23 protein-coding genes are annotated in these 26482 nt (G+C 43.4%); 10 read left to right on the top strand and 13 right to left on the bottom strand.

Annotation, left to right across the window (positions count from 1 at the left end; translation table 11 throughout):
- Together E0D70_RS02135 and E0D70_RS02130 are read right to left on the bottom strand one after the other, a co-directional pair.
- Window positions 1–1003, bottom strand: a 1003-nt coding sequence (locus E0D70_RS02135) for a retention module-containing protein (RefSeq protein WP_133010606.1), incomplete at its 3' end; no start/stop codon positions are given.
- Window positions 1004–1141: 138 nt separating this feature from the next.
- Complete coding sequence (locus tag E0D70_RS02130; RefSeq protein ID WP_133010605.1) at window positions 1142–1909, bottom strand: undecaprenyl-diphosphate phosphatase; 768 nt, start codon at window positions 1907–1909, stop codon at window positions 1142–1144.
- Between the two features lie 472 nt (window positions 1910–2381).
- Here E0D70_RS02130 and E0D70_RS02125 point away from each other — a divergent pair, with 472 nt between their 5' ends.
- Together E0D70_RS02125 and E0D70_RS02120 are read left to right on the top strand one after the other, a co-directional pair.
- The gene (locus E0D70_RS02125) at window positions 2382–3872 is read left to right on the top strand and encodes a SulP family inorganic anion transporter (protein ID WP_133010604.1); all 1491 of its coding nucleotides are present in this window, start codon (window positions 2382–2384) and stop codon (window positions 3870–3872) included.
- Window positions 3873–3891: 19 nt separating this feature from the next.
- The gene (locus E0D70_RS02120; protein ID WP_133010603.1) at window positions 3892–4746 is read left to right on the top strand and encodes a universal stress protein; all 855 of its coding nucleotides are present in this window, start codon (window positions 3892–3894) and stop codon (window positions 4744–4746) included.
- A 74-nt stretch (window positions 4747–4820) separates the two neighbouring features.
- Here the strand turns inward: E0D70_RS02120 and E0D70_RS02115 are convergent, their stop codons facing one another.
- The 4 genes from E0D70_RS02115 to E0D70_RS02100 all read right to left on the bottom strand — a co-directional run bounded on the left by E0D70_RS02115 (window position 4821) and on the right by E0D70_RS02100 (window position 8758).
- Complete coding sequence (locus tag E0D70_RS02115) at window positions 4821–5282, bottom strand: NfeD family protein (RefSeq protein ID WP_133010602.1); 462 nt, start codon at window positions 5280–5282, stop codon at window positions 4821–4823.
- 2 nt (window positions 5283–5284) lie between these two features.
- Entirely contained in the window at window positions 5285–6223 is a 939-nt protein-coding gene (locus tag E0D70_RS02110) for an SPFH domain-containing protein (RefSeq protein ID WP_133010601.1), read from the bottom strand.
- A gap of 260 nt (window positions 6224–6483) precedes the next feature.
- On the bottom strand, window positions 6484–7524 hold the full coding sequence (locus E0D70_RS02105) for a threonine aldolase family protein (protein WP_133010600.1): 1041 nt from the start codon (window positions 7522–7524) through the stop codon (window positions 6484–6486).
- 94 nt (window positions 7525–7618) lie between these two features.
- Window positions 7619–8758, bottom strand: coding sequence for a GNAT family N-acetyltransferase/peptidase C39 family protein (locus E0D70_RS02100; RefSeq protein ID WP_133010599.1), 1140 nt, complete (start codon window positions 8756–8758; stop codon window positions 7619–7621).
- A 260-nt stretch (window positions 8759–9018) separates the two neighbouring features.
- On the opposite strand from E0D70_RS02100, the gene E0D70_RS02095 reads away from it, so the two are divergent.
- The 5 genes from E0D70_RS02095 (at window position 9019) to E0D70_RS02075 (ending at window position 14508) form a co-directional block, all read left to right on the top strand.
- Window positions 9019–10494 (top strand): RimK family protein, encoded by a 1476-nt coding sequence (locus E0D70_RS02095; protein ID WP_133010598.1) that lies wholly within the window; start codon window positions 9019–9021, stop codon window positions 10492–10494.
- 196 nt (window positions 10495–10690) lie between these two features.
- Window positions 10691–11569, top strand: coding sequence for a mechanosensitive ion channel family protein (locus tag E0D70_RS02090; protein ID WP_133010597.1), 879 nt, complete (start codon window positions 10691–10693; stop codon window positions 11567–11569).
- Window positions 11570–11833: 264 nt separating this feature from the next.
- Entirely contained in the window at window positions 11834–12793 is a 960-nt protein-coding gene (locus E0D70_RS02085; RefSeq protein WP_133010596.1) for an ABC transporter substrate-binding protein, read from the top strand.
- Window positions 12794–12805: 12 nt separating this feature from the next.
- Entirely contained in the window at window positions 12806–13708 is a 903-nt protein-coding gene (locus E0D70_RS02080; protein ID WP_133010595.1) for an ABC transporter permease, read from the top strand.
- Complete coding sequence (locus tag E0D70_RS02075; RefSeq protein ID WP_133010594.1) at window positions 13705–14508, top strand: ABC transporter ATP-binding protein; 804 nt, start codon at window positions 13705–13707, stop codon at window positions 14506–14508. Before E0D70_RS02080 ends, E0D70_RS02075 begins: the two co-directional genes overlap by 4 nt.
- Before the next feature lie 501 nt (window positions 14509–15009).
- Here E0D70_RS02075 and E0D70_RS02070 read toward each other — a convergent pair.
- The 4 genes from E0D70_RS02070 to E0D70_RS02055 all read right to left on the bottom strand — a co-directional run bounded on the left by E0D70_RS02070 (window position 15010) and on the right by E0D70_RS02055 (window position 18167).
- Window positions 15010–15654, bottom strand: a complete 645-nt coding sequence (locus E0D70_RS02070; RefSeq protein ID WP_133010593.1) for a V-type ATP synthase subunit E family protein — start codon at window positions 15652–15654, stop codon at window positions 15010–15012.
- Between the two features lie 668 nt (window positions 15655–16322).
- Window positions 16323–16661 (bottom strand): LysE family translocator, encoded by a 339-nt coding sequence (locus E0D70_RS17750; protein WP_420813320.1) that lies wholly within the window; start codon window positions 16659–16661, stop codon window positions 16323–16325.
- Entirely contained in the window at window positions 16576–16962 is a 387-nt protein-coding gene (locus tag E0D70_RS17610) for a LysE family translocator (RefSeq protein ID WP_240536929.1), read from the bottom strand. The genes E0D70_RS17750 and E0D70_RS17610 overlap by 86 nt, the downstream gene beginning before the upstream one ends.
- A gap of 533 nt (window positions 16963–17495) precedes the next feature.
- On the bottom strand, window positions 17496–18167 hold the full coding sequence (locus E0D70_RS02055; protein ID WP_133010592.1) for a hypothetical protein: 672 nt from the start codon (window positions 18165–18167) through the stop codon (window positions 17496–17498).
- 804 nt (window positions 18168–18971) lie between these two features.
- On the opposite strand from E0D70_RS02055, the gene ltrA reads away from it, so the two are divergent.
- Window positions 18972–20321, top strand: a complete 1350-nt coding sequence (ltrA, locus tag E0D70_RS02050) for a group II intron reverse transcriptase/maturase (RefSeq protein ID WP_133010591.1) — start codon at window positions 18972–18974, stop codon at window positions 20319–20321.
- Between the two features lie 68 nt (window positions 20322–20389).
- Here the strand turns inward: ltrA and E0D70_RS02045 are convergent, their stop codons facing one another.
- Entirely contained in the window at window positions 20390–21526 is a 1137-nt protein-coding gene (locus E0D70_RS02045; RefSeq protein WP_133010590.1) for a hypothetical protein, read from the bottom strand.
- Window positions 21527–22851: 1325 nt separating this feature from the next.
- Window positions 22852–23760, bottom strand: a complete 909-nt coding sequence (locus tag E0D70_RS02040) for a LysR family transcriptional regulator (protein ID WP_133010589.1) — start codon at window positions 23758–23760, stop codon at window positions 22852–22854.
- 142 nt (window positions 23761–23902) lie between these two features.
- Here E0D70_RS02040 and E0D70_RS02035 point away from each other — a divergent pair, with 142 nt between their 5' ends.
- Window positions 23903–24328, top strand: a complete 426-nt coding sequence (locus E0D70_RS02035) for a PACE efflux transporter (RefSeq protein ID WP_133010588.1) — start codon at window positions 23903–23905, stop codon at window positions 24326–24328.
- 363 nt (window positions 24329–24691) lie between these two features.
- On the opposite strand, the gene E0D70_RS02030 is transcribed toward E0D70_RS02035, so the two are convergent.
- A complete protein-coding gene (locus E0D70_RS02030; protein ID WP_133010587.1) occupies window positions 24692–25285 on the bottom strand; it encodes a hypothetical protein in 594 nt (197 codons plus the stop codon).
- A 282-nt stretch (window positions 25286–25567) separates the two neighbouring features.
- Here E0D70_RS02030 and E0D70_RS02025 point away from each other — a divergent pair, with 282 nt between their 5' ends.
- The gene (locus E0D70_RS02025; protein ID WP_133010586.1) at window positions 25568–26407 is read left to right on the top strand and encodes a YcgJ family protein; all 840 of its coding nucleotides are present in this window, start codon (window positions 25568–25570) and stop codon (window positions 26405–26407) included.
- Window positions 26408–26482: the final 75 nt, after the last annotated feature.

Below are 26482 nucleotides of genomic sequence, written 5' to 3'. Positions count from 1 at the left end.
CGGTCACGGTTTCTGCATCGCTGTCGACGCCATCTAAAGTGACGCTTACAGATCCCGCTTCAGCAGCACCAACAATCGTATCGGAATTAGCGACGCTAACAGACAATGCCGTGTCATCAGAATCAGCACTGGTGTCTAAATCGAGATTGGTTACTGCTGCAGCTGTATTCCCAGTGCTATCCGTAACCGTTGCCGTTACAACAATTGAACCATCTTTTAATGCACTAATATCAGTCTCTGGAACTACCCAATCTCCAGCGCTGTTTTTAACGGCATTCGTTGTGACGGATGTAGTTCCGTCACTGAAAGCAATAGAAACTTGTGTCGCATCAGCATCAACACCACCTAAGTTAACAGCAACGCCGCCAGATCCTATTTTGTTTACAGTTTGATCTGTTTGATTAAGAGAAATACTTAAATTATTGTCAGTGTCTGCAGAGCTATCTTGATCTCTCGTTGAAACTGAGTTGGTTTCGTCTCCTGATAAAAAGGAAGAGAATCTATTATTAGTGTCATAGCCAAAACTTGGTAGCGCTACACTGTGGTCTGTATCAAAACCATAACTAGGAAGTGCACCTTCTTGGTTTCGATCAACATTCACATCAACACGCTGTTGTTCGCCAATTCCATTAGCATCTTCACCAGCGGCTGGAGCATCTTGAATTAAGGTAGGATCGGCACCGTCAGCGATGGCCTGTTGTAATGCCTCAGCATCGGTAACTGAGTCTTGGGCAAGATCGCCAACGTCTGCAGGCGTATACACTTCGTCATCAAGGCTGACAACTGAATCGCCACCAATGACCACATTAGAGCCATCAACAAATTGAATCGTTACACTGCCAGCAGAACCAGTCACCACCGTTTCGCCATAAAACACAGAGTCGCCTAGCTTGACTACGCGCTCGTTACCGTCAATTGATTTAACTAAGACGGATCCTGAGATCTGTATAATAGTTCCGATTGGTGAACCAAGAGTTGCAAAAGATGTTTGACTGTCGCTCATTGTAAGATTCCCTAAATAAGACGTATAAAATTTCTATTACCAACATACTAAGCAAGAAACAAGAAGGCCGCTACTGTACTTCGGTACAGTAGCGGCCTTTTGAAACAAATTAGTGACAAACAACAACAGTTCGTTACATCAGATAAAAAAGAATAAAAGCAAAACACCAAAAATTATTCGATACCAACCAAATGCCACAAAGGTAAATTTCTGAAGGAAAGCCATAAACAGCTTCATCACAATGTAAGCGCTAACAAAGGCGACCACAAAACCAACCAATAAGACCACCAGATTCTCACCACTAAACGACTTATAGTGATTAATCAAATCAAGACCCGATGCAGCAACCATGACAGGCAAAGCCAATAGAAACGAAAACTCCGCACTCGCTTTACGGCTCAATCCGACAAACAACGCCCCAACAATAGTCGACCCCGCTCGACTGGTTCCTGGAATCAAAGCAAAAACTTGCGCCACACCGATTAAAAAGGCTTGTTTATAGGTAACATCATCTAAGTTTTCTACCAATGGCACTTTGTCTTTAATTACTCTTTCTGTAATTAGAAACACCACTCCACCAACAATAAACATAACAGCAACAACGGGAACAGAAAAAATCGCCTTAATCTGATGATGAAACAGAAGCCCTACGATGCCAACAGGAATAAATGACAACGCTATTTTTAACCACAGACGAGTATGCTTAAAAGTGAACCTTTCTTTATAGTTAGCAACAACAGCTAAGATAGCCGCCAACTGAATAATCACTTCATACGCCTTATTCCCATCTGTTTGCTCTAACCCTAGCCACTGACTAGCAACAATTAAATGACCTGTTGAAGAAATAGGAAGAAACTCAGTAACACCTTCAATAATCCCTAAAATCAGACTCTGTACAACATCCATAATCGGCCACTTACTACTAAAAAATGATAGAAAAACACTACGAATAAATAATTAACCGCAGAACTATAAATAAAAACTCATAAAAGAAAAATGAAAAAATGACACCCTTGCATAAAAACACCACCCTCTTCTTTTTAATAGCTTATCAAACCATGTGCATTAGCGACCAAAAGAAAGCAGCCTCCTTAGTTGTCATAACCAGACTAAAACTTTATAATTTCGCCACTTTTTAACTTTCGCTGTAAAACACGGCGTGGCGCAACGCAACACACCCTGATTGTGTCGCTTAAAGTACCTTCCTATCGCATGCGCGCCAATGGCAGCATGCAAACGTCATAGCCTTATGACGATACATACCCAACCATGCTTTATTAAATGTAAAACGCTCCGTTTGAAACTAGGGACAGCCCTAAAAGCAAAGCCTAGAAAAACAAAGCATGGCACGTAAAAATAGCGATATAAAAGGTAAAAAATGATCGAATCAATAAAACGAGACTGGTTCTCAAACATAAAAGGCGACACCCTGTCAGGCACGGTTGTCGCGCTTGCTCTTATCCCTGAAGCCATTGCTTTTTCTATTATTGCTGGCGTTGACCCTAAAGTAGGCCTTTACGCCTCTTTCTGTATTGCTGTCGTCATCTCTATTTTTGGCGGACGCCCTGCGATGATCTCTGCAGCCACCGGCGCCATGGCATTGGTAATGATGGATCTGATTAAAGATCACGGCCTGCAATACATGCTAGCAGCCACTATTTTGGCCGGACTGTTTCAAATTGTGTCAGGGTATTTAAAACTCGGCAACTTGATGCGCTTTGTCTCAAAGTCTGTTGTTACTGGCTTTGTTAACGCCTTAGCGATTTTGATTTTCATGGCCCAACTGCCAGAACTGACCAATGTGACTTGGGTTGTTTACGCTATGACAGCGGCGGGATTGGGTATTATTTATCTCTTTCCATACGTACCAGTACTGGGTAAAAACCTACCATCTCCACTGGTCTGCATTGTTGTTTTGACCATTTTCTCAATGATGAACGGCCTTAACATTCACACCGTCAGCGACATGGGTGCATTACCAGATTCCTTACCTGTCTTCTTGCTTCCTGATATCCCATTAAACCTAGACACATTCCTGATCATCTTACCTTACTCCCTAAGCTTAGCGGTTGTAGGTCTGCTTGAGTCAATGATGACCGCCACGATTGTCGACGAATTAACCGACACCACCAGCGATAAAAACCGTGAATGTAAAGGCCAAGGTGTGGCAAACATTTTCACTGGCTTCATTGGCGGCATGGCCGGTTGCGGTATGATTGGCCAAACTGTTATCAACGTGAAATCCGGTGGCCGTGGCCGACTATCTACTTTTATTGCCGGCTTCTTCCTGCTGATCATGGTGGTTTTCTTAGGCAAATGGATTGGTCAAATCCCTATGGCCGCCTTAGTTGCCGTAATGATCATGGTATCCATCGGAACTTTCTCTTGGGACTCTATCATCAACCTAAAGAAACATCCGCTTTCGACCAACATCGTCATGGTAGTCACGGTTGCCGTGGTGGTTGCCACAGACAACTTATCTATTGGCGTCTTGGTTGGCGTACTACTCGCATCACTTTTCTTTGCTAATAAAGTAGGCCGATTTATGTCTATTTCCAGCAGCAAAAACGAAGACGATGCTCATCGAACTTACAAAGTTGTTGGCCAGGTATTCTTTGCCTCTTCTGATCAATTCAATAAAGCGTTCGATTTTAAAGAAGCCCTCGACAAAGTGACTATCGATTTATCCGCTGCGCACTTCTGGGACATTACCGCTGTCTCTGCACTCGACACAGTAGTGATCAAATTTCGTCGTGAAGGCGCGCAAGTTGATGTCGTAGGAATGAACGAAGCCAGCGCCACTGTCGTGGATAAATTCGGCGTTCATGATAAACCTGAAGAAGCTGATAAATTATTAAGTGGCCATTAAGGCAAACAGGAGAATAATAATGACAAACGTAATTGCGTGTATCGATGACTCCTCTTTATCTGAGTACGTGACAGACGCTTCCGTATGGGCATCCATTAAAATGGAGGTCCCTCTGACGCTCTTGCACTCACTTGAAAAGGCCGCGATAACAACCAATAAAAATGACTTATCCGGCTCTATTGGTTTTGGCAGCAGAGAACATCTACTTGGTGAGCTTACAGAGCTCGATGAGAAACGCGCTAAGCTTTCTCTTGAACACGGTAAAGCCATACTAAATGATGCTCAAAAACACGCTGAAGCCGCCGGTGCGAAAAACATCTCTCTTCTGCAGCGTCATGGTGATCTTATTGAAACACTGACAGACCTTGAAGACAGCACTCGAGCGGTTATTCTAGGCCGCTGTGGCAATAACAATGATATGAATGCCAACACCATGGGTTCACATATTGAACGCGCGGCCAGAGCACTTCACAATCCAATATTGATTACCGTTGGCGAATTCAAAGCACCAACCAACTTTATGATCGCTTACGATGGCCGCGAAACATCCGACAACGCCATTGCCCGCATTATAAAAAGTCCATTACTAAAAGGCTTAACCTGCCACCTAGTCATGGCAGGGGAAGATACAAAAGCAAGACGAGCAAAATTTGAAAACGCTAAAGCACTCTTAGAACAAGAAGGCTTTAAAGTAACAGACGCCCTAATTGCTGGTGATATTTATCCTGTTTTAACCCAATACCGCCAAGAGAATCACATTGAACTCATGGTTATGGGTGCTTATGCTCACTCAAAAGTAAAACAATTCTTTGTAGGAAGTAACACCTCTAAAATGATTGTTGAAAGTACGATCCCACTGTTAATTCTTCGTTAAATCGAATTATAAAACACAAAAAAAGGGCTTCCATCGGAAGCCCTTTTTACAAATTATTTTTCTAATCTCAGAGGTTAATCCGAACGAGTCGCTTTAATATGAAAAGCGCCAACTTCTGCTTCTGTCACCTCAACCCGTGTTCCAGCTTCAATCAACTCTTCGCTGATCAAAGACCAATTCACACCGGAATAATGATAGTTAGGAGAAAGCTCTGGTGACACAGGCTCTTTTAAAACAAACTCATGGCCAACCAAATCCCCTTGCGCTTTCTTAGGGTTCACATTCGACTGCATGCGTTTTAAAGGCCCCCACAACACACCCGCAAAAATAAGCGTTAAGATACCAGTACTAAACATCGAGCCCAAACCACTATCCGGCAAAATACCGACATAGAGCAAAGCCCCCGTCACCATCGCAGCTAAGCCGACAAAAAACAGTACAAAAGTAGAGAAGCCTAATACAGCCACTTCAATGACCAATAGGATCAAACCAATAACGAATAAGCTTTCGGCCAGATTATTGGTAAAGAAATCCATATTTAGCTCCCTTTCGTCATTTTCTGGATAATCGTCATCGCTTGCGCAACAACCGCAGAAGCATCTGTAGCACCATCTGGTAACAAGACAACCGAAGACTCTTTCGCAATGGCACGTTTCGCTTCAATGGCTTTCGTTGCTAGATCCAACTGAATGGCTTTTTGCCCTTCTTCAGTCGCTGCCGCTTCACCCACTTGACGCAATGCCTCAGCCTGAGCAGATGCAACCGCGACAATCGCTTTGGCCTCACCTTCCGCACGCAACACTTGCTCTTGTTTATCCGCTTCTGCAGCAAGAACTACCGCCGCGCGATGGCCTTCTGCACGGTTAATCGCCGCTTGACGATCCCCTTCAGACTCCAAAATTTGCGCACGCTTCACACGTTCTGCTTTCATTTGCGCTTCCATCGCTTCCATTACAGATTGCGGTGGCACAATGTCTTTGATCTCATAACGCAACACCTGAATCCCCCAAGGGCCAGCAGCATCATTAATCGCTAAAACAATATTGGTATTTAGAATGTCACGCTCTTCAAACGTTTTATCCAATTCCATTTTACCTAGTTCAGAACGCATCGTCGTTTGCGCCAACTGAGTCACCGCAAATACGTAGTTATCTACGCCATAAGTCGCTTTATAGGCATCAAGCACACGGAAATACAAAATACCGTCCACATGCAAAGAAATATTGTCTTTCGTAATTGCGCTTTGCTCAGGAACATCCACTGCCTGCTCTTTTAACGAGCGATCCGCGGAAATCCGGTCAATGAAGGGAATAATGAAATTTAAACCCGCTTCTTTAGTGGATTGATATTTACCAAAACGCTCAATCACATACGCCTGATTTTGAGGCACAAACTTAATTGCGTTTTTAAGCAAGACAACCACTAATACAAGTATCAGCACCTGAAAGTTCAACACATAGTGAAGTAAATCTTCCATAACCCTAGACCTTTTATATATTCAAAATAGCTCGCTACCTAATGCTGCGAATAATGCCGCAGAATATAAGCAAGGCGATAAAAACACCGCTCGTGACAGTAGGCTCTTTTCACATCGAAAAGTCATCAATAAAATCATCAATAAAATCATCAATAAAATCATCTTAAGCAGATCGCCAGCCAAGTATTAAGCAAGGAAAAGCATGCCGAAAATACCTTATTGAAACACTGCCACCTCTCAAAGATTTAATCCATAAAAGCTTATGCACGCTTTGCAAATGTATTCGCACTATCAATAAAGGCTTCGATGCCTTCTCTTGGCGTTCTAAAAGAAGTCACTAAACGCACTACTCTTTCTTCCCAACGATCACCATGAAAAGCAAAGCCATCTGCCAACAAATGCTCTGCCATGCCTTCAGGCAAGGTACAAAACAACATATTGGCTTGCGCTGGCGTATTAATAACAACGCCTGGCACCGCTTTCAAACCGTCCTGCAACAGAGCCATCATCGCATTGGCGTGGGTCGCATTTTTACGCCATAAATCATCGGTTAAATAAGCAATCATCTGCGATGACAGTAAGCGCATTTTCGAATGTAAATGACCACCACGCTTACGGCGAAAGCCTAATTCTTTTGACAAGCTTTTATTGAAAACAACGATCGCTTCCGACGCCATAGTGCCGTTTTTTGTCGCGCCGAAAGAGACGATATCAATGCCCGCTTTCCAGGTCATTTCAGCCGGCGAGCAGCCCAATGCCACTAATGCATTGCTAAAGCGCGCGCCATCCATATGCACAGGAATCGCCGCGGCTTTCGCCACATTCGTAATTTCACGGATTTCTTCCAAAGAATACACACTGCCCACTTCTGTGACTTGCGAAATACTCACAGCAGAAGGTTGGCAAGAATGCACATCGCCCACTTTTTGATTAACGACTTTCTTCAGCAAGACAGGGTCTATCTTAGCATCAGCACCCTCGATACCCACAAAGCGAGCGCCACCGGTATAAAACTCAGGCGCACTGCTTTCGTCGTTCAATAAATGGCTCTCGGTATGACACAAAACACTGCCCCAAGGTGGCGTCATCGCACTCACACTCAACACATTGGCCGCGGTACCTGTCGACACCAAAAACACATCCAGTTCACATTCAAACAGCTCAGATAACATGGCCGTCACTTGTGCCGTCGACTCGTCATTACCATACGGCATGGCATCGCCTTTGGATGCTTCCATCATAGCGTGTAAAACAGACTCAGAAGCCCCGGCAATATTGTCACTGGTTAACGCGATCTTCATCGAACCACTCCTCAATTAATTCGTTTAATATCAACAAACAATACCATGCCTGCTAACTAAAACGAATAATGTGAGCTAAACAGATACGTCATTCTTAACGCTTCATCCTCAACACCACGGTGGCTTGTAGGCGTCGCCGCCCAAAACGCGACATTTTTTCGAATACATCCCGTGCGATCGGTAAATACTGGCAATCGAGCGGACTTTGGGTGTCGTCATTCTCTTCGAAGTCTGGGTCATGCACCAAAATACAATGTTCGTCATAACCTGACATCACCACCCAATGGGGGGCTTTTTTACCGTCCATCCGAAAGGTGCTGATCAAAATCAATGCCAACGCGCCCGAATCAAACGCTTCGATCAACTGCTCTAACGGCATAACGTGATAATTCACGGCGATATTCGCCGCCACGCATTGCTTAGCAAAACCTTGATGCACTCGGGTAATCACGTCTTTTTTCAGTTCATCACGCACACTATCAACAAATAAAGGCCCTTCTTCACTGAGCCATAACTGCGCCGATAGCCCACGCTTTTGCGCCGCCAATGCCAACCCCATCGGATGACAACCACCATGCCCTGAAGTCATAAATATGGTCGTCGCTTCGCGCCAAATTTCCAGCTCATCGTCTGGTGTCGCTTGGTACTCTTTCTGCAGCGCAGACAACACCATTTGCAACGACGCTGGACCGCAAGTAAATGGCGTTCCTTGTGCTAGCCAAGGCACTGGATGTGACGATTGTTCAACACCATGATGACGCAAGGTTTTTTGCATCCGAATGGCGTCCGTTTGATCCTCATAATAGGCGTCGTAATGACCGAAATCCCGATAGCCCATTTTATGATACAGCGCGATCGCCGCGAGATTCACATCGCTCACTTCTAAACGCAACAACGCCTTACCCCGTTTAATGGCTTTTTTCTCACCCGCTTCGATCAAGGCTTTACCCACCCCTAAACCGCGCGCGGCAGGCGACACGGCTAACGAGTACAAACGCGCCAATCGAGTACCCTGACGCAAATGCAACAAAGCGTAGCCCAGCAGGCCTTGTTCACCTACCGCCACCAGCAAAGCAGAGCCTGTGCTCGTAATCGCACGACGAAAACTACGACGACTCAAACGGTCACCGCTGAAAGCCGCGGCTTCTAATGCTAATAGAGCCGTAACATCGCTCGACAGAGCCGAACGAACCTCGAATGATAAAGAAGAGTGTGGAGCGGTATGGCTGTTCATGTTATCGCCTCAGAAAAGGGCAAAAGGTCTGATAAGTCGAACTATTAAGGCGCTGAAAAGCACAGCAATAGACGACGATAATTTTCGCGCATTCTAGGGCGAATCCTAGTTAAAAGATAGTACAAATAGTCACCAAAAAAACATTTTATATTTTCGATTTAGAGTATTGTTAAAACATAAAAACAAGCGCACTATTCGCAAAAATTCAGCGTGTTAAAAACACGCATTTACTGCTCTTCAAAGAAGGAAAAGCAAAGCCAATGTCACAGACGTACATTGTTGTTGATCAGGCCAAAGATTGGTCCGCGTTTTTACCCAGTGATCGTGTGATCACCTTTACTCAATACCTAAACTTGGCCACCAAAAGCCAAGGACGCACGCGCATTATCAACCTTTGTAAAAGCAGCAAATATTTGTCTGACGGATATTATTGCTCCCTGTTGGCAGAAAGCCGTGGCCACCACGTTATGCCATCGGTACGTGTACTGAACGACCTAAGCAAAAAAGACCTGTATGAGCTAGAAATTTCTCACTGGTTGCCTTTGCTTGCCAAAAAATTGGCGACGCCAGACGCTCCAATGGAGCTAAAGTTTCACTGCGTGTTTGGTAAAACCATTCTGCCAGAAATGAAGGAATTCGCTCGCAAGCTATTCGAAAGCTTTCCAAGCCCTGTACTTGAAGTAACGCTAAAATACCGCAAAGAATGGCAAGTGACCGCACTGCAAGCCACCTCTCAACGCCAGCTAAATGACGAGGAAGAAACGCTATTTGCAGAGTCTCTAGAAGCCTTCAGTAACAAGGTATGGAGCAAGGGTCGCATCCAGCGCGCGGCGAAATTTGACATGGCCATTTTGGTTAACCCAGAAGAAGCCATGCCGCCTAGTGACGAACAAGCGATTAAGAAGTTTATCCAAGCCGGTAAACAGCTTGGTATTCACGTGGATACCATCGGCCCAAAAGACATCTTGCGCCTGCCAGAATACGACGGCTTATTTATTCGTGAAACCACCAACATAGACCACCACACCTACCGCTTCGCGAAAAAAGCCGAAGGCTTAGGGTTGGTCGTGATGGACGACCCACAATCCATCATGCGCTGTACCAATAAGGTGTACTTAGCGGACTTGTTCAACACCCACAAAGTACCTTGCCCAAAAACACGCATCGTACACAAGGGTGAAAAAAGCGTCGAAGACGCATTAGAAGCGGCAATCAGCTACCCAATGGTCGTGAAGATCCCCGATGGTGCGTTTTCCAAAGGCGTGATCAAAGCAGAAAACCGCGCAGCATTGACTGAAAGCCTAAACACCTTGTTCAAAAAATCGTCCTTGCTGTTGGTTCAAGAGTATTTGTACACCGAATTCGACTGGCGCATAGGTATCTTAAACAACAAACCTATCTTTGCTTGTCGCTACTACATGGTGAAAAACCACTGGCAGATCTACCAACACAGTGACAGCGCCAGCGAAAGTGGTGGCTTCGACACATTGCCAACATTTGAAGTGCCGCGCCGTGTGCTGCAAGCCGCCATCGCCGCCACCAAACCCATTGGCGACGGCTTATATGGTGTAGACGTAAAAGAGATCAACGGCCGTGGTTACGTCATTGAAGTCAACGACAACCCGAGCATCGACCGTGGTGTAGAAGACAAATACCTAGGTGACGAACTCTACATGCACATCATGTCTGAGTTTTTGCGTCGCATGCAGCTAAAACGCAGCGACACACCGAACTAAGCGGCCATTAACCCTCTCCCTTCTTTTCAAGAGAAGGGTTAGGGCGAGGTTAATAATCCCCTCTCTTTTCGCCTTCCTGAACACATTGTTTGCACATTTATAAAGCACACACCAGAGAAATAGTATTTAATACATTAGCCACCCAAATCGGCCATACATATCATGACAAAAAGCAGCCAATAAGAGAGTCTCGCCTTTGCTAGATCTAGAATATTTATACCGCACCTTAAATTACACACTGTTTTCCGTTTCTGGCCAAGCGGTGACGTTCGGCGGGCTGCTACTCATCCCTACTCTCGCCTTTGTTGGTTTTTGGGTTACCAAATATCTCGTTCGCCTACTCACGTCTAAACTGACGAACCGACACACAGACCCAAACATCATCCACATGCTCCAGCGCTTGCTGTATGTCATCGCGATTTGCATCATCACCATTACCACGTTAGAAATCATCAACATCCCAGTCACGGCGTTTGCCTTTTTGTCCGGCGCTATCGCTATTGGCGTGGGGTTTGGCGCACAGAACATCATCAATAACTTCATCAGTGGTTGGATTTTGATGTGGGAAAAGCCCATCCGCATCGGTGACTTTTTAGAAGTAGAAAACGCCAAAGGCGTAGTGGAAGAAATTAACACACGCTCGACTCGATTCCGACGCGTAGACGGCGTACACATGCTGATTCCAAACAGCAAGCTCCTAGAAAACACCATAGTGAACTGGACACTCGTCGACAAATTAATGAGAACCTCAGTGAGAATCGGTGTTGCCTACGGTTCGCCAGCAAAGAAAGTCGCCGAACTCATGCGACAAGCCGCCGAAGAACAAGAAAGCGTGCTCACCGACCCCAAAGTACAAGTCATCTTTGAAGACTTTGGCGACAACGCCCTCATCTTTGACGTGAACTTCTGGATACAATCCAACGTGGAAGGCGGGTTACGCGTCGCGAAAAGCAACATACGCTTTCGACTCGACGAGCTCTTCGCTGAAAACAACATCGTCATCGCTTACCCACAAAGAGACATTCATATAGACGGCAGCTTAAAGCTCGTTAGAGGTAACGTGGACAAGTGTTAAAAAGGAAATAGGGTTACTTATAAATCCCGTAAGCCTCTGTATTTTGGAGCGTTCACCAATAGTTGGACAGCTAACATGGGGGGGTTGTTTTTTGACTTTATAAGCTTGTTTTCGCTCTTTATTTTACCTATTTCTTACTATTCAAGTGTTGATCTACCAACAGTCTGATAATTCATCTAGTTTTTCGCCTCTATGCTGTGATATTTTTACAGAATAATTCATTGAAAGTATCATTCCGTACATATTCACTACAAAGGATTTACTATGAAAATCAGTTCTATTTTTAAAAGTGCGATTGTCGCAAGCGCAATCGTCGGTGGCATTGCACAAGCTGATCCAGTTTACGTAGCGACAACAGCCATTGTTGAGCACCCTGCACTGGATGCGGTTCGTGATGGTATTAAAGCGACCCTAAATGAAAATGGTTACAAGGGCGACAAACTAAAATTCACTTACGAAAGCGCTCAGGGAAAAACAGACATTGCCGCGCAGATCGCTCGTAAGATGGTTGGTGAGCAGCCAGACGTCATCGTTGCTATCGCCACACCTTCAGCACAAGCGGCCGTGACGGCCAGCGACTCCATTCCAATTGTATTTTCTGCTGTGACCGACCCAGTTGGGGCCCGATTAGTGCCTAGCCTTAAAAAACCGGGTGGCAATGTCACTGGTCTATCAGACATGGCGAACATCAAAGAGCATTTCTCATTAATTAAAGAGTTTTTGCCGAATTTAAAAACAATCGGTATTCCTTATAATCCAGGTGAAGCGAATTCTGTTTCTATGTTAGTGCAAGCGAAAAAAGTCGCGGCTGAAATGGGCATTAAAATCGTTGAAGCACCGGCTCCTAGAACATCCGACGTTATGATTGCCACTAAGCAATTGGTTGGTAAAGTCGATGCGATTTATACGCCTATCGATAACACCATTATCAGTGCTGTAGAATCCGTTGTGAAAGTCGGTATCGACGCACAAATTCCAGTATTTGCTGGTGATACAGATACGGTTGCCCGTGGTGCTGTTGCTGCGGTTGGCTACGATTACTTTGACCTTGGACGCCAAACAGGTGAAATCGTTGTGCGTATTCTTAAGGGTGAAAAAGCCGGTGACATTGATGTGAAAATGGCAAAAGGGACCAACTTGTTTGTAAACCCAAAAATGGCCAAACTCATGGGTGTGAGTGTTCCTAAAGCTGTACTCGCGCGAGCGACTAAGATAATCGAATAATAAGGATATACTTTGTCACTTTATGCTTTTTTAGGAACGCTAGAGATAGGTTTCATTTATGGCTTGGTTGCCATGGGAGTCTATCTTACCTTCCGAATATTAGATTTTCCTGACTTAACAGTAGACGGCAGCTTCACCCTTGGTGCAGCTGTTACCGCTACCTTGATCGTGATTGGTTACAACCCTTACTTGGCGACGTTGCTCGGTACGTTAGCCGCCGCCTGTGCGGGGATTGTCACCGCTTGGCTGAACTTGCGATTTAATATATTGCATCTGTTAGCCAGTATTTTAACCATGACCGCCCTTTACACCATTAACCTTCGGGTGATGGGCAAGCCCAATGTTGCCCTGATTATGGAACCAACTATGTTGACGCCTTTTGAGGCGCTCGGCATTCCGGCGATGTATATGAAGGTTATATTTGTGGCCTTTTGTGCCGTCATTGGTGGGTTGCTGGTTGCTTGGTTCTTAAACACACAATACGGTCTTGCGATGCGTGCGGTCGGCTCTAACAAACGCATGGCGCAAGCGAACGGCATTGTGGTGAATGAGAAAGTCTACGTGGGTTTAGCATTGTCTAATGGTCTAGTCGGCTTGGCGGGTGCCTTGTTTGCCCAGACGAACGGGTTTGCAGATTCCACCATGGGTATCGGTACGATTGTCGTTGGCTTGGCTGCGGTCATTATTGGTGAATCGTTGTTCTCAACGCGTTCTATTCTCGTCATTGTGATGAGCTGCATTATCGGCTCTATCTTGTATCGAGTCGCCGTCTCTATGGCGCTCAATGCAGACTTCCTTGGTTTCCAAGCATCTGATCTTAATTTGCTTACCGCCGTCCTAGTCGCGTTAGCGCTGGTGTTTCCAAAATTACGTCGTGAATGGAAAGCCAAGAAAGCGAAGGGAGAAAGAGTATGATTCGTTGTGAAAATCTACATGTCACTTTTAACCACGGCCTACCAACTGAAAAACTCGCACTACGCGGTGTGGATTTAACCATCCCAAGTGGTGAGTTTGTCACCGTCATCGGCTCCAATGGTGCGGGTAAATCGACCTTACTCAACACCATTGCTGGAGACATCGAATCGACCCGTGGAAAGATCTTATTCTCTGATCGAGATGTCACCAATCTTCCAGCAACAAAGCGTACTAAAGACATCGCTCGAGTGTTTCAAGACCCATTAGCTGGTACTTGTGGCAATTTGACGGTAGAAGAGAACATGGCTCTCGCGTATGGTCGCGGTAAAAGAAGCAACCTCTCTTTGGCTTTAAATGACAATCTACGAAAAATTTTCAAAGAACAGTTAAGCCGTCTTAACCTTGGCCTTGAAAACCGTCTTGGCGCTGAAATGGGATTACTATCAGGTGGACAAAGACAGTCAGTTAGCTTACTGATGTCGGCGTTACAGCCTAGCAGTATTCTCTTGTTGGATGAGCACACAGCGGCGCTTGATCCAAAAACGGCGGCGCTCATTATGGATATTTCGTCGCAAATCATCGAAGAGAAACAGCTTACCGTGATGATGGTGACACACTCCATGCGACAAGCACTGGATCATGGTTCTAGAACCATCATGCTCCATGAAGGGAAGATTATTTTTGATTTATCTGGCGATCAGCGCGCCGGGTATGAAGTAAAAGACCTTCTTCAATTGTTTGCTCAAGCCCGTAATGACGGCGAAGAGCTAGACGACGATAAGTTGTTGTTAGGAGAATAGAACCCGCTTTTGGCTATCTTTGGCTTCTAGTTATCTTTGACTTCTTGTTCTCTTTGGCTTCTATTTCATTGTGAAAAGAGTAAGTCACACAAGCCCCCACTTAATGATATCGATTCATTAAATGGGGGCTTTTTTATGCTTTTTTCAAACACAAACTTGATCGTCTTTTAGAACATTAACAGCCGAGCTATTAACAGGACAGGCACCGTTAAAACCAAGAAGAAACAAAGGTTTGGCACACCTACCGTACAGATTTTCTTTTCTTTAAAGGAAAGAGCACATTAATAATAGAAAAGCTCAGAAACCACAAAGAGAAATAAACTAAGCTACTGTTTTTATTGAGTTATATGCATACCTGTCTTGGGCGTTGCTTAAACCATAGACATTAAAAAGGGGCGAATAAATCGCCCCTTATCATTTCTACATTCGGTTCTTCTGCGTTAGCTTGAGGCTTTTCTTGTTCTTCGGAGATTTCTTCCGCCTTGGCATCTGAAGCTTTTACTATTTTTTAGTTTGAGTGGCTTTTTCCTTTGCTGCCTCTTTAATTTGAGCTGATTTTTCTTCTGCTGCTTTCTTAATTTGAGCTGATTTTTCGTCTGCTGCTTTCTTAATTTCAGCCGATTTTGTCGCTACTTTTTCTGTTACTTGAGAAGTATAGTGTTTTAACAGAGTGTCAAGCGCATCAAAACGTGGATGGATAACGTATGACTTAAACATGAAAAGGTTCAGTAATACGAAGCCCGCAAGTAAGACATAGATACCGATGTCAATTATTTGTAGCGCTACTTGGGCTACTTGGGCTAATTCACCAGAGTGACGACCACCAAACATTGAAGCTATATCGTTCATATCACTGATAGCACCGAATAGATGATAGTAAAGGTAAGCGAGAGAGAAACCAGCAATACCTTTAACTATAAGCTTTGGCAAGCCTAGAGCACTACCTGCAGCACCGACAAACATCAGGAATACGACGAAAAAGCCGTAGGCGTCAACACCAGTGGTTGGTATTGCATCCTCCCAACCAGGTATGGTCACAGCGGGTAAGAATGAACCAAGAACGATAAGACCGAATGCGATAGTACCGAGTTTATTTAAAATTTTTGTATTTTTAGCTTCACTTTGATTAGCGTTGTTTGGTTCCATGTGTTCTATTTTCCTTAATTTATAAAATTAACAATGTAAATTAAATACATATCTATTATATTTAATTTACAGTCTTTTTTAAAGTTTTTGTTTCAGATTGTCTAAACTTTTGTGATGTTATAAATTAAAAACTTTAGTCCTCGATAAATTTGAATTCATCTCTCAATTAGCCCCTAGATCTAACTTAGTAAAGTGTCTACGGCTATTAACAGGACAGGCACCGTTAAAACCAAAAAGAAAAAAAGCTTAGCATGCCTACCCTGCTAATTTCTTATCCTTTAAAGGAAAGGGATATGTAGGTGTAGAAGAAATCACAAAGAGAAATCAACTAAGCTACTGTTTATATTGAGTTATATACATGCCTGTCTTGGATACTAGTTCAAGCCCGTAATGATGGCGAAGAGCTAGACGACGATAAGTTGTTGCTAGGAGAATAGAAACTGATTTTGGCTTCTAGTTATCTTTGACTTCTTATTCTCTTTGAAAGAAATAAGTCACACAAGCCCCCACTTAATGATATCGATTCATTAAATGGGGGCTTTTTTTATGCTTTTTTCAAAAACAAACTTGATCGTCTTTTAGAACATTAACAGCCGAGCTATTAACAGGACAGGCACCATTAAAACCAAGAAGAAACAAAAGTTTGGCACACCTACCTATAAGATAAATCAACTGCTTTTCATAAATGCTAATTTGGAACCAAAACAAATAAATACCACTCCCGTAACCGCGTTTAACCACTTTTTGAAACGCACATTATTCGCCATACTTTTCACCCGTGACAACATAAGTACCATTAGAGAAAACCAAATCAAATTCACCATAGAATGAATCGTCACCAAAGCATACGCCGTTAATGGACTGTCGTTTACAGTGAGGAATTGTGGAAAAGCCGCCAAGTAAAACATAGAAGCTTTAGGGTTAAGGACATTGGTGAAAAAGCCTTCTATAAAAGCGCCTCGTATTGATTGGCTTTTTTTTGACCGTCTGAATTGGTTTAACAGCATCAAGACGCTTAGGCTTGAATGCCCCTATCAATGCTTTAATGCCAATCCAGATAAGATACGCCGCGCCACACAGTTTAAAAACGAGAAAGGCCTCAGCAGATTGAACCAATAACAAAGAAATACCAAAAATAGACAGGGTTCCATGCACATAAAAGGCGGCGAAAAATCCCCATACATTCGCAAAACCCGCCTTTTTTCCGGACAACGGCACCGTTTTGGCAATCAGAAAACCATTTGGCCCAGGAGAAATAACCAGTAAAACCACAACGACCATAAAGGTAAATAGACTATGGGCATCCATAATAGAAATCTCCAAAGATTGACTGAAATGGTAAAGGACAGAATATTAACAGGACAGGCATCATTAAAACCAAGAAAAAGGTTTGGTAAACCTACCCTACAGACTTTCTTCTCTTTAAAGAAAAGAGCACATTAATAATAGAAAAGCTCAGAATCTACAAAGAGAGAATATTAGCAGGACAGGCATCGTTAAAACCAAGAAAAAACAAAGGTTTGCTATACCAACCCTACAGATTTTCTTTTCTTTAAAGCAAAGAGCACATTAATAATAGAAAAGCTCAGAAACCACAAAGAGAAAAACTAAGCTACTGTTTTTATTGAGTTATATGCATACCTGTCTTGGTCACTCGTTTGGACTCATTTCTGCCGCATTATTTTCTCTAGTCGATATTCCCTTAATAGTTTTTTCTGAAACGAGCCTTAATTCCATCACAATACTCTTGTAGTTACATAACACCTGCAGCATGCGCGCCCTTGGAATCGAGCCGAAGGCGTAATGGAAAGGGCGTCGCTGTGCCTGCACTGGCTATGTGTTCACTGTTGGTAGAGCTTAAAAATCAAACTAATAATTGCAGCGGCTCCTAGCAGATAAGGAAACATAAGATCTAGATACTCCCGATGCTTGAGAATAGCTTCCACTCTATACTTAATTTCAAACCCGAAAAGTTTTCTGAAATCCTTTCTAGTCCAAGTCTCTGAATACTTGTTGAGCTCAATATTCTCGTTGTAGTTGTACGTTCCGTGCTCAGCATCCTGACCCTCGGACTTGTATACAATATTTCGTTTGAGCATTCCCACTTTTTTGTATCGTGGTTCCTGGATACCGGGTTCATCACCGCCCCATACATTTATTCGCTTGCCCAACAATCCCTGAACCTCATCTTCCCCAGAGTTGTAAAAGAACACCCTATAATCATTAAGTAGTCTTGCCGACCAAAATTCAAAAAGCTGACTGTGGTAGCTTTGAGCATAAGCGTAATACCTCAGAAGCATAAAGATCACTGCGGCACCGAGCAGGTAAGTCAAGCCGATATGGTTTGAAAACTCAATCCGAAAAATGAACGTATTCGCTTCCTTGATTGACGCACCGCTCACGCTCAATACCAAAAGCAGCAGAGAAACGATAACCAATGCACGGCGCTTGGCCGCCAACCCTTCATCGTTATCTATATCATCTCTGTACTTATCTATGTCTGGGCCAAGCACAATACTTCCTTCTATACATTTGATTCGACGAAACGGAATACATAACGAGGCTGTAGAATTCCTCCAACAGCCAAATTCAATTAAAAAACGAGCCTCTGAGCTCAACCCTAAGCGCTTTTAGCGTACTAGGTAATGCATTTTGACCCCATAAAAAAGGCTATTTTTCTAAATAAAGAGTAATTCTACAGCCTCAACGCCGCCATAAGCGGTGAGTAATAGCTTGCTAAAATGTGAAGCGAAGCGGAACCGAGCAAGCTGTTACGAATCCGACTTTATGGCCTTGTGTACGCCCAGCATGGGCATGAACTTATGAGGTGAAAGTCCTCTGTAGGAAGATCACCGTCTCTAATCTATTTCAGATTAGTAAACGATAACTACTAGCGAATGGCAAGGGCATAATCGCGAGATTTTGTCTGAAGGAAGCCGGACGCAAAACTGCGAGCTGATGAACAAGAACATCATATGAGGCGTAGGCTGAAGGCGAGTTGGCACAAGACGACGAAGCCATGTGATCTAACGGCCACCGTAAATGATGCAGCAGTGCAGTGAAAGTACATGCTCTTATCTGGGGAGATCTGCTTAACCTGCGATCAATGAAATGCCAGTGAGGCTCTGGCTAAGAAATGCCTTGGTTCCTGAGAGTTCATCGCCTTAGGAAAGCAAACAGATGAAACATTGATAGCGCTAAGAGGAGTAACCCTCAAGGTGATTAAGCAGAAGTCAGCAGACGGCATAGTAGCCAAATGCCCATCGTAATGGTTGGGACACGGCGAAGGCCTGAACATTTAGAACAAAGGAGGAGCCTTGTCAGACTTGAATACACGAATACCGTCCGGTAGCGACGTGACTCAGCGTACCGATAAGCAGCCAGCCTTTAGCGCAGATCTACTCGAACTCACCCTAAAGCCTTCTAATATATTGGAAGCGTGGAAACGAGTTCGAGCCAATAAAGGGGCTGCTGGCATCGATGGAATGACCATTGATGACTTCCCTGCTTGGGCAAAGGATGGAAACTGGAAACGTATTACGTCTGAGCTTCGCTCAGGTCAATACCAACCTAAACCTGTTCGACGAGTGGAAATTGATAAACCCGATGGCGGTAAACGTCAGCTGGGTATACCAACCATAGTTGATCGTGTGATCCAACAAGCCATTGCTCAAGTCCTTACGCCGATTTTCGACCCAACCTTCTCAGACAATAGTTTTGGGTTTAGGCCACATCGGAATGGGCAACAAGCGGTGAAACAGGTACAAAGCATCATTAAAACGGGTCGCCGTTTTACAGTCGATGTTGATCTGTCTAAGTTCTTTGACCGTGTTAATCATGATTTACTCATGACGCACCTTGGCTATAAAGTGAAGGATAAGCGATTGCTTAAATTGATTAAACGTTACTTGCGAGCTGGAATTCTCTGCAAAACCAAAGGGGATAACCCGATTTACAGTGAGAGTCGAGAAGGTATACCACAAGGTGGGCCATTGTCACCTTTGCTGGCGAACATCATGCTCGACCCTTTGGACAAAGAACTTGAGAAGCGAGGCCATCAGTTTGCTCGCTACGCGGATGACTTCACCATACTGGTGAAGAGTCCTCGTGCGGGTGAACGTGTGCTGAGTAGTATCAGCAAATTCCTGAATAACCGTTTGAAACTGATCGTTAACACGGTCAAAAGCCACGTCGTTAAAACCAGTGAAAGTAAATTCCTTGGATTCACCTTCAAGGCAGGTCGCATTCAATGGCACCCAAAGGCATTACTGAAATTTAAGCAGCAAGTCAGAAGGTTAACGAACCGTAACTGGGGCGTGTCCATGCGTTATCAACTCTTTAAAATCAGCCAATATTTACGTGGCTGGATAAACTACTTTGGTATCGCCAATTGCTATCAGCTTTGTGTCGATCTGGATCATTGGATCAGGCGTAGAGTACGAATGGCCTATTGGCGACAGTGGCGAAAGCCGCGCACTAAAGTAAGAAGTTTAATGAGATTAGGTGTGCATGTTCAGGCCGCAGTTGCGTGTGGTATCACCAGTAAAGGGCCGTGGCGCAGTGCTAAAACTCCGGGGATCAATCAAGCTTTATCACTTGCTTACTTAAAATCCGAAGGGCTTTATTCGCTGCGTGATGGTTGGATCTCGCTTCACTATCCTAAGTGAAACGCCCTGTGCGGAGCCGCATGCAGGGTGTTGTGGGGGCTGGAGGTTAGATACCTCCGGCTACCCGATTAGGCGAATGATGTGAAAGTTTGCCTTGAAACTAACGATCCATCATTATGATTACCAACCATTTCCTGTGTATTTACATCATAGTCATTTTGAGTGACTTCATATGCAGAAAAAATATCTCTATCTAATGGGACTGAAGCATAAGGGTTGTAGTAGATATGCAAACCGTCCTGATGCGACTCTTTATGTTCGCTAGATGGATAGAGATATGTGTCAGAACCACAAACAAAGTTACCGTTTAGAAACCTCATAGAAAATACATCGTGACCTGCCTTTATTGTCTTGTGAGAAGTTCCTAGCATGCCTGGGCCTTCGATTTTCATGAACTCGTCAACTTCCATTTGACGATAGCGAGTTGCACGAACAACGTTATTTAAACCTGCTTGGACGACGGCTTTACCAAACATACCCGTAGTTGAAAAAATTACAGCACTTACTTCTTTGTAGTTAGGATTAGTAAAAATACCAAGCTCAATTTTTTGAGCATTACGATTTAATATATGACTTATTTTTTGTCCATTTCCCATAGGCGGTGGAGGATTAATACCATAAAGCACCCGGTTTATCGCCATGTTGTTCTGAGAAAAAGAAAGATGATTATCAAAAGGAGCAACAGCGATAACAAAAGGGTTACCTTTGACATGATCTAATGAGTGGTATGGATGTTTTTTGTTATTTATACCTATAAATAGATCTCTTTTATCTTTTAATTTACCAGCTAACTTAATCGTCGACTCATCCAAGAAATCATCGTTACTTAGTGCCGAAGCAGAACTTAGGGATTCCTTTAAGTAGTATTCTGGTTTGAGGTTATCTTTATTATTTGAAGTAACGGCTTCGACGTTTACAACACGACCTGAACTGTGATGCAGATTAAAATCTGGGCTTTCCTTTGAATAGTCGATAGTTAAACCAAAATCATTGAATGCTTTGTTCAGGTATAGCTCCCATAAGGACGAGTTAAATGATAGTTGGAAATCTTGAATAAACTTTTTAGACTCTTTCTTTCGCCCCATCAAACCAGTTGACCAATTATTGATAACGTCAATAATTGGTTCATACTCCTTAGATGAAACGATTCTTTTAAATAACGGATGAAGTCGGTCTTCTTTTACTGCAAGTTTAAACAAATCCAAAATTTATCCTCGATATTTGCAACAAGCGCTTATTCGCCTAACAGCTTATTAGTGCGTACGCGCGTTTACACATTTTCAAACTTATTCAAATATCTCTATAAACCACTAAATTATAATCAGTTTATAAGCATATTCACAAAATCAAAAACTGGTTAAACGAGCGTGCGTGTTATCCCTTTTATCCCCAGTCTATTATCTCAGTACTGCGAATACTTAATCATTGATCTTAAGGCGGTTTTTCATTTTATGCCAGCGTAAACGGTCAAAATATAGTCATTTAAAATAACTAAATGAGCAAACAATAGACTCGTTCAAAAATAACCTTTGTGCTTATTGATTTTTTCTATCATGAATTGACTGCGTAAATTTAGGCTATTAGAGTCCGGCTTCTGCGTAGAGATTGTGATAAGAGAAGCAAGGCGAGTGTTTAGATCAAGGTCAAGCGGCTGTCTAAAAAAGCAACATCAAGTGTTGATCTTTGTGTGACTCCAGCGTGTCGAGGTGAAAATCAGGTCAAAGCCCTTTTTGAAGCAGTGTTTCTGGTTACGAGAGGCTCGTAGGACAAAAAGGGGTTCGACCCTTTAGTCAGTAAAACGATTGAAGTAAAGCCCATAAAAACCAAAGAAATGACCCCATCTTCCGTCTTCCCCTTGAAGAAAAAAGGTGAAGAAACTCGTGCTCGTATTCATAGAGTATTTGCGGCAAAAAATCCTTGTGAAAGCGTTGCTTTTATTGCCAAATTCCCGTCGTTCCTCCGTTCATGCAGACCTACGATTGGGTAAGCTCAACCGGTGTTTTCGATGAGGTAGGCGGCAGGTGTGAAGAGGAAGTGCCGAAGAGAAACGCCGGTTGGTCAGGATGATCTGCTGGTGATAGTCCTGCAGTGAGGCCGAGGTCAGGTCAAAGCCCTTTTTGCAGCCGTGTTTCTGGTTACGAGAGGCTCGTAGGACAAAAAGGGGTTCGACCCTGAGCAGTGCATAACATCACCTATCGTTTCGACTTTAACCGATGATTGGCTTTAGATAATCTCCAGTTACCGGCCGCTCTTTTTTTAGGTATTCCAGCCCACAAGTAAATCGTATTCATTAAGTTTGTAGCCATCGCTAACAAGACAGGCACAGTTAAATCTCTTAAATAACAATAATTTGGCGTATAAAGCTAGCTTCGCCTCTTTTTTCTACGCGAGGAAGCAAAGGTTAAGCCTAGCAAACAATGAAAAGGCAGCCGAAAACCTAACCTGCTGTATTTATTAGTTTTTATATATGCCTGTCTTAGTTATTTCTTTATACATGCCTGTCTTAGTTATTTCTTTATACATGCCTGTCTTAATTGTTTCTTAGCACCCAGCGTTTATCAAGCAGGCAGTATTGTTGCAGTCTACTAATAACACTTCTTAATACTGGCCCTGATACGTGGCTTCGAGAAACCAAACAGCCCACCATAGTGAACCAACCATCGTATTCATGCGAAATGGGTAATGAAATAACATCGCCATTTTTAATGTATTGATGAGCCAGTAACTCTGGAACAACAGCCCAGCCTACATTTTTTTTAACCAACTCAACCAAAGCCATGTGGCTATTGGCGTACCAAGCGGTAGAGCTGATTTTATAACTGAACCAAAGCTCCTTTTTTTGAGCACTGCGATGCACGCATTGTCGATGGCTCTTTAAATCGGTTTCAGTGACCAAATCCAAAGCCGCGAGTGGATGTATTGGAGAGGCTATGGTTAAAAATCGAGCATTTCCCAAGGTAAAAAAGTCCATATCAACTTTTAGCTCACCATCAACATAGACAATGCCTACATGTGCTTCACCAGATCGAATTAACTCTTCTACATCAAAAGTAGAGGCGATAACGATCTCAAAATTCGTGGTGGGAAATTGCTCCGCTAAAGGCGAGAGTATCTCAATGAGTTCATCATTAATCACACTGTCGTCTATCGCAACGATCAACTCATGCTCATAATCTTTGTTTAATGATTCGACCTTTTGGTCGAAATATTTTTGCTGGTGTAGAATGGATTTCGCTATTGGTAGGAGTGCACTCCCCTGCGACGTTAAGCTTAGGGTGTTTTTTTCACGACTAAACAAATCTTGGTTAATGGCAATTTCAAGGTTAGAAATGGCCTGGCTTACACCGGACTGAGCACGTTTCAATTGACGTGCCGCCGCCGAAAACGACCCTGCCTCACACACTGCGACAAAAATTTTTAACTGCTCAAGACTATACATATTGCCCACTCATGCTAAATCAGTCACTTAGGCTATCACTATTCGTGATGGACTTTAACTTTATTGTCAAACTAGAAGCTCTATACTCACACCACCTACAGAGTGTAGGCGTAGCCATTTTTGAAAAAGAGAAAGTTTGATTATGAAGCCGATAGAGCGCATTTTCCATGCGATATTATTTGAAGTATTAGCCGTTGCCTTGGCCATTATTGTATTAACCACCTTCACCAACCACCATGTTGGCTCACTATCAGGAACCATGATAGTTGTAGCAACCATCGCCATGATGTGGAATTTTATCTATAACTGGTGTTTCGATCGTATTTACACTGGTGATAAAACACAACGCTCACTCGTATTACGAGTTGTTCACACCATAACATTCCAAGCGGGTTTATTGGTTGTTACCATTCCTGTTATCGCATTCTTACTAGAAATTAGTTTGTGGGAAGCACTGATCATGGATATCGGCGTGACCATCTGTATCACACTTTATGCGTTTCTATATAATCTGATCTATGACCACACCAGAGCATTTATTGTTCAGCAGCGTGTCATCGCCAATTAACCGAAAAAACACAGGGAATTAACCTAAAAAGTTAACTCCCTGTGTTTATTGGCTTTTATACATGCCTGTCTTACTTAGCTCAGTTCTGGTTCCAGTGCGCCCCATCCTAGCCTCCCCTTGGAAGAAAAAAGGGGAAAGGACAAGCCATCGTATCCATTCAGTTTCGCGGTGAGCGCTTGTGAAAGAGCTGTTTTCATTGCCAGATTCCCATCGTGCCTCCGTTCATGCTGGCCTACGATTAGGTAAGCTCAATCGGTGTTTTCGATGAGGTAGGCGGCAGTTTCGAAGAGAAACACCGATTGAGCTGGTGGTGGTCGAGTGGTGAGGTGAAAGACGTGGTTAAATTCCTTTCAAGACCCATTACTATTTCGCTATTCTTACGCCGATGATTACTGAGCATTCTGATGTTGCTGCTGAGTAGAAGCTGGATACTAAATACGCACACGGTGAGATAAGGGCGTCTATTCTTTCGTTCATGCCAGTAAAGGCTTCGAATGTAACACGACCACTTGCTAGGTAGATTCCACCAGAGTGCTGTTCAGCTGGCGTTGTTTCTAGGAATTGAAACAAGCTTGCTTCGTCATCAAAAGCGAGAAGGTAATCCGCCTCATCCGCCAGTAATCTAATGTCTGCAATACCAATGTTATTCGGCATTTCATAGCTGTCTAATTTGCCTTTTACATTTCCTATGACATTCCAAACAACCTCGTCATCGTTTGATGGATTCCCCACAAATAGCACTATGCAGCCTACCGCACCACAAGCCGTAGTTATCATGTCAATCTGTTGAGGAGTGGCGCCACTGACCAGCAATAAATCGAGACGACTGTCTGAAATAATGCCGCAAGATGCACTTGTCGATAGGGATTCAAGAGGGATGAAAAAATCCATTTCTTGTGCTTTATTCGTCGCGGCGGCTATGCCAATTCTTACCACGTCTCGTTCTACTTCAAACATCACCACTCCCTAGTTTTTCCATTAAAGTACAATAAGATAACGAATAAAACCATTACTTTTAGACGACTAACATAGCCAACACCTGCCTTAGGTTTGCCTAAATCATCACGGGCTGGTGTCGTTTAATACAAAAGCTCATCATGCCTACCTAGCGGCCCCTCGTTTCTTTGTTAAGAAAGAAAAGGTAGGTTATTTCTGCTCTGTAGATTCTTATTCTTGTTTTCTATAAGGTATCCCTATGACGTATTATGCGATAAGCCTGTTGGGTATTCGAGTATAGTAATGACAGTAGAATTTAAGGTAATTCAAATGATGCAATGGTTAATAATGGCGCTATTGTTAGGTGCCACGGGCACCGTATTCGCTTCAACAATATTCTCTCCCGCTTCTGGTGTCGTATGCGATAAAAAATCAAATTATTGTGTCGATGAACAAGGAATCTCTATGGGGCTGACCAAACATTATCTTGGTCAGAAAGCCCAAGACGCCTTGATGAATGTCATTGGTGATGGGGTTGGTGTTAGCTTAACTGAGTATACACTGAGCAATGGTGTCTATTGCGACTCGAATAAGAAGCAATGCTATGTGAACCGTTATTATCCTCAAACAAAAGAAAAGTTTGAAAGAAAATTAACAATGGAAATTTTTGTGCCTATGACCACAAAGGAAAATCAAGTTCCCCAGTGTCAGGTGGATCAAATAAAGGCTCGTTTTGACAGTAAGAAAGGCGCCTTTGATGGCATGTCACAGCAAGGTTTCTTACTGATATTACGCAATCCCAGCAAGAAAGCCTGCACGCTTGAAGCCTTACCCACACTAGCGTTTAAAGATGCCAATAACACTCTTCTTAACGTAAAACGGAACACACCTAAAGACCTGCCTTCAGAGCCAGTACTCTTGCCTGTTATCATCCAACCGGATAAAGAAGTGTCTATGCGCTTACACTGGGTATCGAGCAATGTATTTGATGACGCCCATTGCGTAACGCCAAATAAAACTGTCTTAACTCTTCAAGGTGGTAGCGTCAGTTTGCCATTCAATCGTCAGATCTGTTCCCCAAAAGGAAACATCGCTTTCTTTGATCAAACCCAATTAGAACCCATGATCCAAGACAAATATTAAACCGCTTCTATACCACTTTAAGAATTTGGTTACGTTCCAAGTAAAAATAACTAGCGTGGATCGTGTAAGAAGTTA

This window comes from Marinomonas flavescens, from assembly GCF_004352835.1.
GTDB classification, from domain to species: Bacteria; Pseudomonadota; Gammaproteobacteria; order Pseudomonadales; family Marinomonadaceae; genus Marinomonas; species Marinomonas flavescens.
The sequence above is the reverse complement of the archived record's forward strand: the minus strand, read 5'-3'. Positions and strand labels throughout refer to the sequence as shown.